The sequence below is a fragment of the Acinetobacter sp. P1332 genome (genome assembly GCF_044057475.1).
GTDB classification, from domain to species: domain Bacteria; phylum Pseudomonadota; class Gammaproteobacteria; order Pseudomonadales; family Moraxellaceae; genus Acinetobacter; species Acinetobacter johnsonii.
Genome location: NZ_CP171157.1, coordinates 216,907 through 232,101, shown reverse-complemented (window position 1 = coordinate 232,101; position 15,195 = coordinate 216,907). Strand labels below are relative to the sequence as shown.

The 15,195-nt window shown below is 38.8% G+C and carries 15 protein-coding genes; 11 read left to right on the top strand and 4 right to left on the bottom strand.

The genetic code is table 11. From position 1 onward, the window contains the following. Positions 1-249 precede the first annotated feature (249 nt). Positions 250-1,131 (bottom strand): copper resistance D family protein, encoded by an 882-nt coding sequence (locus tag ACFN7Z_RS00980; protein ID WP_005105846.1) that lies wholly within the window; start codon positions 1,129-1,131, stop codon positions 250-252. Positions 1,132-1,195: 64 nt separating this feature from the next. Further along, positions 1,196-1,576: a copper resistance protein CopC gene (locus ACFN7Z_RS00975; protein WP_004681441.1), complete on the bottom strand. Its 381-nt coding sequence runs from the start codon at positions 1,574-1,576 to the stop codon at positions 1,196-1,198. 473 nt (positions 1,577-2,049) lie between these two features. On the opposite strand from ACFN7Z_RS00975, the gene ACFN7Z_RS00970 reads away from it, so the two are divergent. The 6 genes from ACFN7Z_RS00970 (at position 2,050) to ACFN7Z_RS00945 (ending at position 7,927) form a co-directional block, all read left to right on the top strand. After that, positions 2,050-2,292, top strand: coding sequence for a DUF2789 family protein (locus ACFN7Z_RS00970; RefSeq protein ID WP_004281876.1), 243 nt, complete (start codon positions 2,050-2,052; stop codon positions 2,290-2,292). A 603-nt stretch (positions 2,293-2,895) separates the two neighbouring features. Beyond that, positions 2,896-3,315 carry a hypothetical protein gene (locus tag ACFN7Z_RS00965; protein WP_131230782.1) on the top strand — a complete coding sequence of 140 codons (420 nt, stop codon included), beginning with the start codon at positions 2,896-2,898 and terminating at the stop codon, positions 3,313-3,315. 28 nt (positions 3,316-3,343) lie between these two features. Then, positions 3,344-3,616, top strand: a complete 273-nt coding sequence (locus ACFN7Z_RS00960; protein WP_058951569.1) for a DUF2933 domain-containing protein — start codon at positions 3,344-3,346, stop codon at positions 3,614-3,616. Continuing rightward, positions 3,613-4,263, top strand: a complete 651-nt coding sequence (locus tag ACFN7Z_RS00955; RefSeq protein ID WP_004681447.1) for an isoprenylcysteine carboxylmethyltransferase family protein — start codon at positions 3,613-3,615, stop codon at positions 4,261-4,263. Before ACFN7Z_RS00960 ends, ACFN7Z_RS00955 begins: the two co-directional genes overlap by 4 nt. Positions 4,264-4,274: 11 nt before the next feature. Continuing rightward, positions 4,275-6,650, top strand: a complete 2,376-nt coding sequence (locus ACFN7Z_RS00950) for a heavy metal translocating P-type ATPase (RefSeq protein ID WP_058951568.1) — start codon at positions 4,275-4,277, stop codon at positions 6,648-6,650. After that, a complete protein-coding gene (locus tag ACFN7Z_RS00945; protein WP_058951567.1) occupies positions 6,647-7,927 on the top strand; it encodes an MgtC/SapB family protein in 1,281 nt (426 codons plus the stop codon). Before ACFN7Z_RS00950 ends, ACFN7Z_RS00945 begins: the two co-directional genes overlap by 4 nt. 38 nt (positions 7,928-7,965) lie before the next feature. Here ACFN7Z_RS00945 and ACFN7Z_RS00940 read toward each other — a convergent pair whose 3' ends face one another. Continuing rightward, positions 7,966-9,366 carry a heavy metal sensor histidine kinase gene (locus ACFN7Z_RS00940; RefSeq protein ID WP_044111300.1) on the bottom strand — a complete coding sequence of 467 codons (1,401 nt, stop codon included), beginning with the start codon at positions 9,364-9,366 and terminating at the stop codon, positions 7,966-7,968. Beyond that, the gene (locus tag ACFN7Z_RS00935; RefSeq protein ID WP_004679347.1) at positions 9,359-10,039 is read right to left on the bottom strand and encodes a heavy metal response regulator transcription factor; all 681 of its coding nucleotides are present in this window, start codon (positions 10,037-10,039) and stop codon (positions 9,359-9,361) included. Before ACFN7Z_RS00935 ends, ACFN7Z_RS00940 begins: the two co-directional genes overlap by 8 nt. 148 nt (positions 10,040-10,187) lie before the next feature. On the opposite strand from ACFN7Z_RS00935, the gene ACFN7Z_RS00930 reads away from it, so the two are divergent. The 5 genes from ACFN7Z_RS00930 to ACFN7Z_RS00910 all read left to right on the top strand — a co-directional run bounded on the left by ACFN7Z_RS00930 (position 10,188) and on the right by ACFN7Z_RS00910 (position 14,991). Further along, positions 10,188-10,484: a hypothetical protein gene (locus tag ACFN7Z_RS00930; RefSeq protein ID WP_004281865.1), complete on the top strand. Its 297-nt coding sequence runs from the start codon at positions 10,188-10,190 to the stop codon at positions 10,482-10,484. An 89-nt stretch (positions 10,485-10,573) separates the two neighbouring features. Continuing rightward, the gene (locus ACFN7Z_RS00925) at positions 10,574-12,697 is read left to right on the top strand and encodes a multicopper oxidase domain-containing protein (protein WP_395442410.1); all 2,124 of its coding nucleotides are present in this window, start codon (positions 10,574-10,576) and stop codon (positions 12,695-12,697) included. Beyond that, positions 12,684-13,604: a copper resistance protein B gene (locus ACFN7Z_RS00920; protein ID WP_058870630.1), complete on the top strand. Its 921-nt coding sequence runs from the start codon at positions 12,684-12,686 to the stop codon at positions 13,602-13,604. Before ACFN7Z_RS00925 ends, ACFN7Z_RS00920 begins: the two co-directional genes overlap by 14 nt. 23 nt (positions 13,605-13,627) lie before the next feature. Next, the gene (locus tag ACFN7Z_RS00915; RefSeq protein ID WP_058870629.1) at positions 13,628-13,849 is read left to right on the top strand and encodes a hypothetical protein; all 222 of its coding nucleotides are present in this window, start codon (positions 13,628-13,630) and stop codon (positions 13,847-13,849) included. 66 nt (positions 13,850-13,915) lie between these two features. After that, a protein-coding gene (locus tag ACFN7Z_RS00910) for an IS3 family transposase (RefSeq protein WP_101598933.1) occupies positions 13,916-14,991 on the top strand; the annotation gives its coding sequence in 2 pieces (ribosomal slippage) (positions 13,916-14,168 and positions 14,168-14,991; 1,077 coding nt in all). The last annotated feature ends 204 nt before the right edge of the window (positions 14,992-15,195 follow it).

The following is a 15,195-nucleotide window of genomic DNA, read 5'->3' as shown; positions in this document are numbered from 1 at the left end:
ATCTACGATCACTCTGAAATTTATAAGATTAGTTATTTCAATCAATGGTAGTGAACTGAATAGATGAGACCGTTATGGGTTGAAGATAAGCTAAAAACCGGTGACTACCTTTATGTATAATGCCTCATGATGCGATTTTACTGTTCTGATTGTCGTAAGTTGGCAGTCCAGTAGAAACTTTATTGCTCAGCTACAAAAGATAAATGCAGTAATGTTAAATTTCCTCAATTCCCTTATTTTGAAATTCTCTTATTCAATACCCACGACAGTGGTTATATAGCCTGTTGTTAATAGAATTGATAGACCTAATAACATCTCAAATAAAATGGCATGACTAAGGTGTTTAGCGAATTTAGGATGTTGAAGACGCGGGGTGAAATACCATTTGTTGAAGGCAGCTAAAAGTAGAATACCTATAACAAAAAACATTTTAACCATGAAACCATAGCCATATGCAGTATTGATTAAGGTATTAAAATCTTTAATTAAAAGAAGAGCTACACTAGCGCCACAGGCGATTAATATCCCAACAATGAAAGCAGCAATACGTCCAAATACATGCATGCGATCTTTTAAAGGTAAACCACTTATTTCCCGGCTGGTTTTCCATAACGGATATAAAGACCCCATCCATAACGACATAACTAGAATATGGATTGATAATAAAATTTGAGCAAGTAAGGTTAAATTAGCGACATGTCCGAGCTGGGAAAAACTAAAAATAATCGGGAGAAGTAAAACACAAAATATTGAACTTTCAATTATAGAAAACTGACCTTTGTTCCTGTTAAGTTTAACCACCATGAGAAGAAGTAAAAGAGCAAAACTAATAGAACGAAGAACGTATATATACCCCGTCGGAGTATTAACCAATATATTAATATACGTGGGGTCCACCATCCCTGTAATACCAGTATTGGCAAAACTACCAATCAGAATAAAAAATCCCAAGGTACTGGAAATTAGGCCTAATCCAGCGCCAATTGTAATATATTTAAGAATCGATTCTTTTAGTTCAAGATATTGTCTAAGTAAAAAATAGCAAAAGGCTCCACCAACGACAAAAGCTACACTTAAATATAAAATAACCTTAGTTAACCAAGTGGCCCACATCCAATATTCAGAAATCATTATTTTTGTCCATTCTAGAACAACATGCCAGCACCTCACTGACATGTTGAAAGGTAATCAATTCTTATTTAGTTGATTTGATAGTGAAACTATATTCACCATTCATGTTGTGACCATCTTTCCCCATTGTTGTCCAGACAACGGTATATTTACCTTTTTTCAGTTTCGGAAGAGCGACATCAAAGGATTTCTTTAAGTCATGAGTAACTTTATATTTTAAAGGAACATCTCTTCGCTGAGCATCCAGTAACTTAATATTCATCAACATAACCTCTGCACCAAAGTTAAGGGTCAAGTTCTTTGGTTGACTAAGGATAGATGCATTTTCCGCAGGAATCGCACTCACTAAACTCACATGAGCGAACGTAGTTGTAGTAGCCACAATCATCGTTGCAGCTACTACAACATTACGTAGAGCAGTCATTTTATTTTGAAATAATTTCATTTACGTTTCCTCTTGATTCGTTAGTTCATTAGAGATGACTTTATAAAATCTATATTTAATGAGACCACATCATCTCCTCTTATATTTCAATTATTAGTGAGAGACAGAAACAGAGCGATGACTTCAAAATTACATTTTTGTCATTTTTAAAATTTAAAATCTTTAACTATTAAAATAATCTTATTGAAAAATAATGATCATTTAATAAACAAATTATGTAGGTGGTTGATTTATGAAATGTAGTAATCATTTTGTCTAAGAAAATAGTAGCTATTGGCTTTGTTGCATAAATATGTAAGCATCTGATTTAAATAGATTTAATTTTGGATCAAAAAATAATCAAAACTTTTAAAATCATATAGTTATGAAATCTTTGTGCAACAAAGCCGTAGCTATTTAATTTTTTATATTTTAGTTTAAATATAAACATGTTATGTTTAATTTGATCTAATATAAATTTATGGGCTAAGCACATGACTCAAACACGTCCAAGAATGACCAAATTATTTGAACAGCTTGGTTTAGCTTCTACTGAAGAAGCAATTGCAAAATTCATAGAGAGCCATCAGCTAGCTGGAGATGTTTTTTTAACACAAGCAATTTTTTGGACTGATGCTCAACGTCATTTTTTAGAAGAAAAACTACACTCTGATGGTGAATGGACGACAGTGATTGATCAATTAAATGAGTCTTTACATGAAAATTCAGTAAAATAATTTTCCGTTAGTATTAAGGATCTACATTCTTCCCTGCATTGAATACAACTCATTCATACAGTAGTACTGTTTTGGAGATGGAATCTCTATTATATAAGTAGTAGATTCCTTACTCTGAAATTTGGATTATAAACCCTAATATTAAAAATAATCTTCTTTACCTTCTATCTAATAAATATACCAATAAGTTTAATAATTAAATTATCCACCCTTTTTTCTATAAAAAAACTATTTTGATCAACTGTATTTTTTCTTTAAAGGAATAACAGTGTAAATTACATTAAGAATGTGTCTCTAACTAGCCTTGGAGTCATCTAATCATTTCATTTTTATTTTTTTAAGCACATAAAATCATAACAACTTTAATAGTTTTAAAAGATTAATATTAAATAAAATTTTTGTCATCTCAGCATAGACTATATATTTCGAGAAGATCTCAAAATTACATTTTTGTCATTTTTAAAAATAATTAATTAATAGTGCTAAAATTTTTAAGAGAGACAGAGAATAACCAAAAATTTCATCAGTTTAGTAGTCAAATTCCTAGTCTCTGTTCAGTACTAAAACATAGCTTTTACTTCCAAATTATTTAAAGGAAAAACTATGATGAAATTCAAAAACATTTTTTTGGGCTTATGTATCGCAGCCGCGTCATTGAATACATTTGCACAGCAATCCGATGAACACAAAGATCACCACCCTGAAAAAACAGCACCATCTGCAGTAACAATTAAGCAAACAGTTACCAGCACCACTGCTACAGATAAAATGGCTGCAATGGATCAACACATGAAGGCGATGCAAGCCATGCATGAGAAGATGATGGCTGCAAAAACCCCACAAGAACGTCAGAAACTTATGGCTGAGCACATGAAACTCATGCAAGGAGGTATGAGTATGATGAAACAGATGGGCAGCCAAAGCATGAATGCAAATATGGCTGACCGTCAGCAAATGATGGAAAAACGTATGGACATGATGCAGATGATGATGGACTGTATGCCTCCCTCCACAACTAAATAATTACCCATGAATTAGAGAGGGAAGCACCATGAACCATCAACCTCAAGAACATAATTCAGTACCTAACTTTTGGTCTACACGTTATGCCATCGGCCTATTCGTGATTGGTGGTGTGGCAGCCTATTTTCTCTTAACCGAGCATTTGGCCCATATCGTTGGTGTTTTACCCTTTTTACTCCTTTTAGCATGCCCACTCATGCATATTTTTATGCATGGTGGTCATGGACATCACCATCATCAACAGAAAAATCCAGACACATCAGATAATAAAAAATCACGCGAACCAGGAGACCCCTCATGAATCATGCGGAATCGGCCTATGGTCTGTGGTGGCTCGTCATCATAAATTCGGCAATTTTCATTATGTTTGCCTTCAGTTTTTTTAAACCCGCCACAGCACGAGACTGGCGTACTTTTAGCGCTTTCTCTGCTTTCATCATTGCATTGTTTGTCGAGATGTATGGTTTCCCTTTAACCATTTACCTGTTGTCAGGCTGGCTACAAACTCGCTTTCCTGAACTTGATTTGCTGTCGCATAACTCAGGTCACTTATGGTCAACGCTACTGGGTGAAAAGGGTGATCCACATTTTGGCATTCTGCACATCGCGAGTTATATTTTTTTGGGCTATGGTTTCTATTTACTGTCATCAGCATGGAACGTGTTGTACCACGCACAACGTCATCACCAATTGGCAGTAACCGGACCCTATGCGCGCATACGTCACCCCCAATACGTGGCTTTTATCTTGATCTTGCTGGGGTTTTTATTGCAATGGCCAACTTTACTGACACTGATTATGTTTCCAATCTTACTCTTAATGTACAGCCGCTTGGCAATTAAGGAAGAGGCTGAAATGAGTAAACAGTTTGGCGCTGTCTATGACAGCTATGCTCAACAGACTCCGAGATTTATTCCAAAATTCGGCCATAAAACCACTTTTCCATAAGAGAATTATTTATGTCAGACCAAAACAATCATAACCAGGACCATATGGCGCAGGCTACAACAGACGTATTGAAAGACCCAGTCTGTGGTATGACAGTGACTAAAGAATCGAAATACCATGAGGAATTTAAGGGGAAAACTTACTTTTTTTGCAGTGATAAATGTCAATCAAAGTTTCATAGCAACCCTGTGCAATACATCACTAAATCTGGAACTATGAATGCCGATGCACACACACAGCATCATCAGGTTGCTCAAGCCGTTAATGAGGCAAGCACAACAGGCACGACCATCTATACTTGCCCAATGCATCCAGAAATTAGACAGGATCATCCTGGAAACTGTCCTAAATGCGGAATGACACTGGAACCACTCATTCCTGAATTAGAGGAAGATGAGAATCCGGAGTTACGTGATTTCCGCCGACGTTTCTGGTGGACACTGCCATTGACCATCATCGTGACTTTTTTGGCGATGTTTGGTCATCAAATGAATCTCTTCGATATGGCTGTTCAGAGCTGGATTGAACTGGTGTTGTCACTCCCGATTGTACTCTGGGCAGGTTGGCCATTTTTTTCCCGGGGTTGGCAATCAGTTGTGAATCGCAGCCCGAACATGTGGACGCTGATTGGTCTGGGCACTGGAGCTGCATTTATTTATAGTGTGGTCGCAACCATTGCACCCCAAATCTTCCCCGACTCATTTATTTCCATGGGTCGTGTCGCTGTTTACTTTGAAGCTTCAGCGGTCATCATTTCATTGACCCTACTGGGACAAATATTGGAGTTAAAAGCACGTTCGCAAACTTCTGCTGCAATTAAGTCACTCCTTGGGCTCGCTCCTAAAACAGCTCGCCGAATCCTACCTGATGGAACTGAAGAAGATGTTCCTCTAACGCATGTACATGTAGGAGATTTACTCAGAATTCGCCCAGGTGAAAAAGTGCCTGTTGATGGTGTAATCACTGAAGGAAGTAGTTCAGTGGATGAATCGATGCTGACAGGTGAACCTTTACCAATCACTAAACGTATCGGCGATAAAGTCATTGGCGCTACCCTGAATACCAATGGTTCATTGATCATGCGTTCAGAGAAAATTGGTTCAAGTACCATGTTGTCCCAGATCGTACAGATGGTGGCGCAAGCTCAACGATCGAGAGCACCAATGCAACGTATGGCTGATCAGGTAGCAGGTTGGTTCGTCATGGCTGTAGTAACCATTGCCTTGCTTACCTTCTTTGGATGGGGATTGTTCGGCCCAGAAGAGTCGAGCTGGGTTTATGCATTAATCAATGCTGTGGCAGTACTCATTATTGCCTGTCCTTGTGCACTAGGCTTGGCAACTCCAATGTCTATCATGGTTGCAACGGGTCAAGGTGCTACTCATGGTGTGTTGTTCCGCGATGCAGCAGCCATTGAGAATCTGCGCAAGATTGACACACTAATCATCGATAAAACAGGTACGTTGACCGAAGGACGCCCTGTATTCGATCGTGTGGTTGCCGCATCAGGTTTCGATGAATCTGAAGTATTACGTTTAGCCGCCAGTCTTGATCAAGGCAGTGAACACCCGCTAGCCGAAGCGATTGTAAATGCAGCACACGAACGTGGCCTGTCTCTTGAAACACCAGATAATTTTGAATCAGGCTCAGGGATTGGTGTTCGAGGTCAAGTGGGCGATCGTCAGTTAGCTTTGGGCAACACAGCACTGATGGAGCAATTAGGTATCTCGGTACAATCTCTGATTCCGCAAGCCGAAGAGCTGCGTTCAGAAGGTGCAAGTGTGATGCATCTAGCCATCAATGGTGAATTGGCCGGCCTGCTTGCAGTATCCGATCCCATCAAAAAAAGTACCCCTGAAGCACTTGCCACCCTGAAGGAAGCTGGACTACGTATCGTGATGGCAACAGGAGATGGTCTCACCACTGCCCGTTCAGTCGCAGCACGTCTGGGTATTGATGAGGTACATGGTGAAGTTAAACCCGCAGATAAACTCGAACTTGTCAGCAAATTGCAGAAGCAAGGTCGCATCGTGGCAATGGCCGGCGATGGAATCAATGATGCACCAGCACTAGCCAAGGCTGATGTCGGTATCGCTATGGGGACCGGAACTGATGTCGCAATGAATAGTGCTCAAGTTACCTTGGTCAAGGGAGATTTACGCGGTATCGCGGTTGCCCGTTCACTTTCGGAAGCTACTGTTGGCAACATGAAACAGAACCTCATGTTTGCTTTCCTTTACAATGCCTTGGGTATCCCAATAGCAGCTGGCGTACTCTACCCATTTACCGGTTGGTTGTTGTCACCCATGATTGCGGCCTTGGCCATGAGTTTTAGCTCCGCTTCAGTGATCACCAATGCCCTTCGCCTGCGACATAAAAAGCTATGATAGAGAGTCTTTTTCTTCCACCAGATGTATCAGGCCTGATTGCAGCACTTGCCATCGGCCTGCTCATTGGTTTAGAACGAGGATGGAATGATCGTGAACTGCCAGAAGGCAGCCGAGTAGCAGGTCTACGTACCTTCACATTGACAGGATTACTCGGAGGAGTGCTGGGTCATCTACAGCCAAACTTTGGGCCTTGGCCACTAGTCGCAGCCGTATTAGGGCTTTCCCTTTTACTTACGGTATCCTACGCGCGTACCGCAAAAATTTCCGGTAATTTAAGCGCTACCACGACGATCGCGATGCTGTTGACATTAGTTCTAGGTGCATATGCATCCCATGGTAATGTTACTTTAGCATTAACAGCGGCTGTCATCGTGGCTGTATTTTTGGATCTCAAGCCAACCTTACATGGTTGGTTACGCTTGATCGAACATCGTGAATTAACCGCATCTCTACAGTTACTGGTACTTTCTGTCGTTATATTACCTTACTTACCCAATACGGGTATGGGACCTTTTGCTGCATTAAATCCTTACCAGTTATGGTGGGCAGTGATCCTGATTGCCGGACTCTCTCTGGCAGGTCATTTTGCCATGCGGCTCACCGGTTCAGAAAGAGGCATACTCTGGACAGGTCTATTGGGTGGTTTGGCATCTTCTACAGCTGCAACTGTCGCACTGGCACGCTATACACGCCAGCACCCCGTCATGGTCAGTGCTGCTATTTCTGGAACATTGGCTGCCTGTGGCATCATGTTTTTTCGTATGGTTGTGCTGATAGGCGTCATTGAGCCAGCATTGCTAAGCACTTTTGGTGGTGCAATGATGATTGCGGGAATCCTTCTGCTGGGTATGGCATTGTGGAGACAACGCCAAATTACCAGCGCTGAAAACAACGATCGAACAATAGAAGCAATGGCTCCTTTTGATCTTGGGACAGCATTCAGCTTTGCTTTCCTGGCTGTCATGGCAGTCTTGGTCCCGGCAGCAAAACAATGGTTGGGCACCAGCGGCATCTTCGTATTATCGACTATTTCTGGGCTAGCAGACGTAGATGCTATTTTAGTCTCACTTGCCCGCCTGCATAGTACTGAAGGCTTAACAACAAATGTGGCTGCTGTCGCGCTAGGGCTGGCCACACTGAGCAACATGTTAAGCAAAGCGACAATTGCATGGATGACAGGGGGGGCACAGTTTGGCCGAGCTATCATATTTGGCTACACAATTGCCATGATAGGTGCTGGCGTAGCTCTGGCTCTCAGTTTGAGCTTTATGTAAGGTCAACTCGGGTAAATGGAAGATGTTCAAAAAATGAGTTAAAATGATTCCCCTTGCATGGATTCACTTTGAAAAACAATGGTAAAAATGATTCGACCATTGAGGGATTCAGCCTGGATGGTCGCCCCAAGCATATCAAGAATAGATTTTGTTATCGCGAGCCCTAAGCCGGTTCCTTCTTCTGTTCTTTGTCTAGATGCATCTGTTCGATAAAATCGATCAAATAACCTGGATAGTTGTTCAGGAGAGATTTCAGGGCCTTCATTTTCAATTGAAAATATTGTGTTATCTAAATTCTGTTGAAGTTTTATGCGTATTGTAGAATTCTTATTTCCATATTTAACTGCATTAGATAATAGATTGCTGAGTGCTCGACGTAACATAGCAGGATCACCTTTGACATTTCCAGATCCTGTTTGTTGAAGCGTCATATTTTTTTCGGCAGCTAGCGCATCATAGAAATCAAATAAGGCTGTAACTTCTTTAACCAGGTCAATATTCTGTAAGTTCTGTAATTTTAGGCCATGTTCTGCTTTTGCCAAGAAAAGCATATCGGATACCATTCGAGCCAAACGTTCTAATTCTTCTAAATTAGAAAATAGTACTTCTTGATAGGTACTGGTATCTCGTTTACGGGCAAGACATACTTGAGTTTGAGTCATTAAGTTATTAATCGGTGTTCTAATTTCATGCGCTAAATCAGATGAAAAATCGGAAAGCCTTTCTAAAGCTGATTCTAGTCTGTCGAGCATATCATTGAAGGCAATTGCTAATGATTTTAGTTCTGTTGGTGTGTGCTCAACTTCTAAACGTTCTGAAAGATGTTGGGCAGAAATGCCTTCTGCGACCTTAGCCATTTTTTGCACGGGTCTTAAACCTCTCCAGGTTGCAAACCAGCCTAAAAACATTAAACAAATCGTACCGGCTAAACCAATGTAAAAAAGTTGACGCTTAAAATCATTTAAAAAATGTAGATGCTCAGAGGTATCTATACCGACAATAATTTGAGTAGATTTTATTTCAGAATTTTCAACTATATTCGCGTTATAGATAATCCCCCGATAAGTTTTACCCTGAAGTTTCCACTCAATCCACGAACTATCCGCTGTTTTCATTAACTTTTGGGAATTAATCATTGAAGGGGCAGTACTGAATAGAATTTGGCCTGTGGGTCGTTCAATTTGAACAATCAGATCATGATGCCCAACTAAAGCATCTTTCAAATATAAATTAAGTTTTGGAGAGTTTTTAGGGTTTTGTTTAAGAAGGTTTTGAACTAGCTGGATTTTACCTTCTAATTGGGTACGATCTTGCGTTTCAAAATGATGCATCACTAATTTATGGATGAAAAACCCCATCATAATGAGAATACATATAGTCGATAATGAGAAAATAATACCAATACGAAAACTGATAGATTTGAATAATTTATTATTCATCTTCTACCTCTAATACATACCCCATTCCTCTAATATTTTGAATTAACTTAGGGGTAAAATTACTATCTACTTTATTTCTTAATCGTTTAATAGCGACTTCAACTACATTTGTATCACTATCAAAGTTCATATCCCAAATTTGAGATGCAATAAGTGCTCTTGGTAGAATTTCACCTCTTCTACGCATAAAAAGCTCCATAAGAGCAAATTCTTTAGCCGTTAAATCAATGCGTTGACCTGCTCGTGTTACCCGACGTTTTCTCAAATCAAGTTCTAAATCAGCAATCTTAATAATATTATTATCTTCTCTTTGTTGCCCTCGTCTAAGGAGCGTTTTTATTCGAGCTAGAAGCTCTGCAAAAGCAAAAGGCTTAACTAAATAATCATCAGCGCCTAGCTCTAATCCTTTTACTCGATCTTCGATTTGATCTCGGGCGGTAAGAAAAAGAATGGGCATTGTTTTACCGCTGCTACGAATATCATTGATAATATTCCAACCATTTAGTCCAGGTAACATCACGTCTAAAATAATTAAGTCATACTCTTCAGAAAGAGCTTGATGTTTACCCGTTAACCCATCTGTAACCCAGTCAGTAATATAGCCAGCTTCGGATAAACCTTGCTTGAGATAATCACCAGTTTTTTGTTCATCTTCAACTAATAGTATTCTCATTTCCGAATCCTAAGTCATTCATTAAAACTATAATAACGTTATAAAACATCTGATCGAGATAGATTACAAAAATGTCATTTTCAAGTCACTTAGATGTTCAGTGCTTCACTTTATTGTAGTAGCAAGAAATTAACTTTTAGAGAAACTTATGAAAACTGTAGTGCGTCGTAGTCTAACAATTTTAATGTGTGCTGGAACTTTAATTGCTGGTACTCAATCTTGGGCAAAAGATGTATCAACCTCAAGTGCCACTAAAACGGTAAAAGCACAGGAACCTTGTACAAAACCTTGTAAAATGGAAAAAGATGACAAGACTCAGCAAGATCATAGTCAACATCAGTCTCCTAACTCATCTGACATGTCAAAAATGGATCATTCTATGATGAATATGGACCATTCTAAAATGGATCATTCAAAGATGAATATGCCTAGTAGCAATAAATAATTTTATAAATAGCGAGAAAGAAGTATTAAAGTTTATACTAAATATTTGCTTTATTACTTCAATCTTGACCTTTCTAAAGGTGAGATAGAATGTCAAAAAAGTTAAGTCATATACTCTTAATTGGAGTTGGTTTATTTTCATCAACTTGGGTAATGGCGGCAGTTAAAGAATATGATTTAACAATCGCTGAACAAACTGTAAATATCACAGGAAAACCAGTTGAGAGAATTACTGTAAATGGTAAATTCGTTGCACCACTTCTTGAATTTGAAGAAGGTGATGAGGCCGTTATCCGTGTTCACAATAAGTTAAAAAATCAGGACTCTTCAATCCATTGGCATGGCTTATTATTACCTGGAATTATGGATGGTGTACCTGGATTTAACAAATTTAATGGCATTGCCCCTAATAAAACTTATGAATATAAGTTTAAAGTCCGCCAAAATGGTACTTATTGGTATCATTCACATAGTAAAGGACAAGAACAAGACGGTTTATATGGTGCTTTTATTATTTATCCTAAAGATAAAACTCCACTAACAGCTGCTGAAAAAACCGATAAAGATTACGTTGTTTTGCTTTCTGATTTTCATAATTCGACAAGTGATCAAATTATGAAAAATATTAAAAAAGAAGCAGACTACTATCAGAACCGCCGCGAAACAGTATTCGATGTATTAAAACAAGTTAAACGTGATGGGCTAAAAGCGACTTGGCAAGACCGTTCTATGTGGAATCAGATGCGAATGCTGAAAACAGATATGTCCGATGTGACTGGTTATACATTTTTAATGAATGGCAAGACACCTCAGCAAAATTGGACGGGTAACTTCAAAGCTGGTGAAAAAGTTCGCCTTCGTTTTATTAATGCTTCCGCTATGTCATTCTTTGATGTACGCATTCCAAACCTAAAAATGACTGTAGTCAGTGCTGATGGTCAACCTGTAAAGCCCGTTCCTGTAGATGAGTTCCGTATTGGTACTGCTGAAACTTATGATGTCATTGTGGAACCAAAACAAGCACATTACCAAATTGAAGCTGAATCTATTGATCGTACTGGTTTTTCGGTTGGAACCTTACATGATGAAAATACCTTACCTGTAAAACAAATTGAGATGCCTAAACCTCGTCCTCGCTCTTTATTGACTATGGAAGATATGGGGATGGATCATGACATGTCTTCAATGCAAGGTATGAATCATGATATGTCTTCAATGAAAGGTATGGATCATGATATGTCTTCTATGAAAGGCATGAATCACGATATGTCTTCTATGAAAGGTATGGATCATGATATGTCTTCAATGAAAGATATGAATCATGATATGTCTTCTATGAAAGGCATGAATCACGATATGTCTTCTATGAAAGGCATGAATCACGATATGTCTTCTATGAAAGGTATGAATCATGATATGTCTTCAATGAAAGGTATGGATCATGATATGTCTTCTATGAAAGGCATGAATCACGATATGTCTTCTATGAAAGGTATGGATCATGATATGTCTTCAATGAAAGATATGAATCATGATATGTCTTCTATGAAAGGCATGAATCACGATATGTCTTCTATGAAAGGCATGAATCACGATATGTCTTCTATGAAAGGTATGGATCATGATATGCCGATGAATAGCGCTACTGTTAAGGCGGCTTCAGACAAGAATGATAATACCGTATTTGGATGGGCAAATGCTTCAACACCTGAAGGTAATAAAGCATTGCAATATAGTGATTTGCAATCGTTAGATCCTCAAAAAGACACTCGTGCAGCTGAACGTGAAATAGAGATCCGTCTTGGTGGAAACATGGAGCGTTATATTTGGACAATAAATGGTAAAAAATTTAATGAAGCCGACCCACTAGTGGTGAAGTATGGTGAACGTATTCGCTTAAAATTTGTCAATGACAGTATGATGGCTCACCCAATGCACTTACATGGCATGTTTATGCAGCTTGAGAATGGTCAGGATCCAAGCAATATGCCAAACAAACATACGGTAATTGTTCCACCTGGGAAAACGATAACCACTCTACTCACAGCTGATGAGTTAGGTGAGTGGGCTATTCATTGTCACCTGCTTTACCATATGAGTGCAGGAATGATGAATAAACTCATTGTAGCTCAAGTGGAAGATGGTAATTCTACAAAGACTGTTCCTCAGTCCCAAGTAAATGAGAAGGGAGTAAATCCACATGCACATCACTAATAATTTGTTTTCAAAAACAACTTTGATGATTGCGCTATTTGGATTATCAAATCTAACGTTCGCTAAAAATGAAACTCCTGTACAAGACAGTAATATTACAAATGGTATGAGAGTCTTATTACAGGAGTCTGGTGGCTTAAGATATAGCCCCCAAGAATTGTATCCAGAATATTATTCAATGGAAAATGCAAATGGGGGAGATAATATTATTCTGACCGCAAGAAAGAGATCAGCCCCATCTCATGATGATCATCTTAAAGAACATGGCGGACAAATTTATCAAGCAACAAAACTTGAAAATGAATGGATGGTTGATGAAGACGGTAAGGGCAACCTAGGAACAAAGTTTGAAACTTTAATTGGAACAGATGAAAATCGTCTATTTATTGAAGCCAATTCGGAAAAGTCAGAAAGTAATGATCCAAAATATGCTGTATCAGCACTTTATAGCCGTAACGTAGCCCCATTTTGGGATGTACAAGCTGGGGTAAGATATAGTGAAGATAAAAATAACAGCAGCAGCGATCGAGTGGATGGGGTTATTGGTATATTAGGTCTAGCTCCTTATTTCTTTGAAACACAAGCATATCTTTATGGCGGTGAGAATAATTTTTGGGGAGCAAGTTTTGAATTAGAACGTGATTTGCTTTTAACTCAGAAACTTATTACTCAACCTTATATCGAAGCAGATGTAATATTTAGCGATGATTCTAACTATGCTGCAAAATCAGGTTTATCAGAACTAAAAACTGGTATCAAAACCCGATATGAGATTACTAAGCGAATTAAACCTTTCATTGATGTTGCTTACCAATATGAAAAAGGACAGAAAGCCACTTCTATGCAAGAGGCAACAGAGTCTGAAAAGGGATGGAAATATGGTGCAGGCATCGAATTAGTTTTTTAAAATAGTATGATTTGGATTCATGAATGGTAGCTTCGGCTACTATTCATGAATTATTACTATTTATTTTCGAATCTGTAAAACTAAAAAAGCTTAATTTTTGGTCTATTTTTATGCAGTGGTTAAAAACATGCTTAAAATTATCACTTATGAGAGTTTTTGATATGCCAACTAAAAAACCAACATCTGAGCGTGATATCGCTAAAGCAGCTGCTTATATATTGCAAGAAAGCTTTTTTAAAGGGTAATCCCCCCTAAAAATAATAGGATCTAAAAGTAGAATTTTCTCTTAAGATACGAGCAGGAGATTCTGCATGAAAACATCTAAATTTACTGACAGTCAGATCATGTCCATCTTGAAACAGGCAGAATCTGGCACACCTGTAGCGACCCTTTGCCGTGAACACGGCATGAGTAATGCTACCTTTTATAAATGGCGTGCCAAATATGGTGGTATGGATACATCATTAATGGCTCGACTGAAAGAGCTAGAAGCCGAAAATACCAGACTTAAAAAGATGTATGCGGAAGAGCGATTAAAGGCCGAAATCATCCAGGAAGCGATGGCAAAAAAGTGGTAAAGCCATCTTGCCGGCGTAAGATGGCACAACAGGCAGTTGCCCAGCATGCCATTAGTATTCGTTTGGCTTGTAAAGCATTTGGCATTAGTGAAACCTGCTACCGCTATCAAGCCAAACTCAGCGATGACAATGCACTCATTGCTGAACAGCTCATTGAACTCACTGAGGAAAATTCCGATTGGGGCTTTGGTTTGTGCTTCTCGTATTTACGGCATGTTGAGAGTTGCTGCTGGAATCACAAGCGGGTTTACCGCATTTACTGTGAGTTGGCACTGAATCTGCGTATTAAACCGAGAAGAAGACTAAAACGGCATGCGCCTGAACCATTGAAAGAACCAATCCGAGAAAATCAGGTTTTGTCATTAGATTTTATGCATGATCAGCTTTCCGATGGTCGCAAGTTTCGATTATTGAATGTGATTGATGATTACCGCCGCGAAGGCCTAGCCATTGAAGCAGGGTTCTCATTGCCCACAATCAGGGTTATTCGTACGTTGAATCAATTGCTGGAGTGGAGAGAAAAACCGTTAGTGATCCGATGCGATAATGGTCCCGAATTTATCAGTCACGAATTTGTGCGCTGGGCTACTGAGCACGGTATTCGTATTGAATATATTCAACCGGGTAAGCCACAGCAGAATGCGTATATTGAACGCTATAATCGGACCATACGTTATAGTTGGCTGAGCAAGCATTTATTTGATACTTTGGATGAAGTACAAGATTATGCAACAAACTGGTTGTGGCATTACAACCATGAAAGACCACATCAAGCTAACAAAGGAAAGCCACCTCTAATGGCTGCTTAACCTCTACTTTTAACTTCGGTTATTTATGGGAGGATTACCACACAAGTGATAAATTTCAGATATTTTTAGATAAATCTAGATATTTCCAATCTAAAAAACACACTGGAAGTGAACAACAATCAGATTTGTAGAAGTTAGAAAAAGTGGGGCTCAGCGGACGCTTACACAAAATAAATTATATATGCACTTTTAACTTAACATTTT

Bases quoted from the DNA above. Each gene is read 5' to 3' on its own strand.
- ACFN7Z_RS00980 (WP_005105846.1), bottom strand. From the start codon at position 1,131: ATGATTTCTGAATATTGGATGTGGGCCACTTGGTTAACTAAGGTTATT.
- ACFN7Z_RS00935 (WP_004679347.1), bottom strand. From the start codon at position 10,039: ATGAGAATACTATTAGTTGAAGATGAACAAAAAACTGGTGATTATCTC.
- ACFN7Z_RS00930 (WP_004281865.1), top strand. From the start codon at position 10,188: ATGAAAACTGTAGTGCGTCGTAGTCTAACAATTTTAATGTGTGCTGGA.
- ACFN7Z_RS00925 (WP_395442410.1), top strand. From the start codon at position 10,574: ATGTCAAAAAAGTTAAGTCATATACTCTTAATTGGAGTTGGTTTATTT.
- ACFN7Z_RS00965 (WP_131230782.1), top strand. From the start codon at position 2,896: ATGATGAAATTCAAAAACATTTTTTTGGGCTTATGTATCGCAGCCGCG.
- ACFN7Z_RS00960 (WP_058951569.1), top strand. From the start codon at position 3,344: ATGAACCATCAACCTCAAGAACATAATTCAGTACCTAACTTTTGGTCT.
- ACFN7Z_RS00945 (WP_058951567.1), top strand. From the start codon at position 6,647: ATGATAGAGAGTCTTTTTCTTCCACCAGATGTATCAGGCCTGATTGCA.
- ACFN7Z_RS00975 (WP_004681441.1), bottom strand. From the start codon at position 1,576: ATGAAATTATTTCAAAATAAAATGACTGCTCTACGTAATGTTGTAGTA.
- ACFN7Z_RS00915 (WP_058870629.1), top strand. From the start codon at position 13,628: ATGGTAGCTTCGGCTACTATTCATGAATTATTACTATTTATTTTCGAA.
- ACFN7Z_RS00955 (WP_004681447.1), top strand. From the start codon at position 3,613: ATGAATCATGCGGAATCGGCCTATGGTCTGTGGTGGCTCGTCATCATA.
- ACFN7Z_RS00920 (WP_058870630.1), top strand. From the start codon at position 12,684: ATGCACATCACTAATAATTTGTTTTCAAAAACAACTTTGATGATTGCG.
- ACFN7Z_RS00970 (WP_004281876.1), top strand. From the start codon at position 2,050: ATGACTCAAACACGTCCAAGAATGACCAAATTATTTGAACAGCTTGGT.
- ACFN7Z_RS00940 (WP_044111300.1), bottom strand. From the start codon at position 9,366: ATGAATAATAAATTATTCAAATCTATCAGTTTTCGTATTGGTATTATT.
- ACFN7Z_RS00950 (WP_058951568.1), top strand. From the start codon at position 4,275: ATGTCAGACCAAAACAATCATAACCAGGACCATATGGCGCAGGCTACA.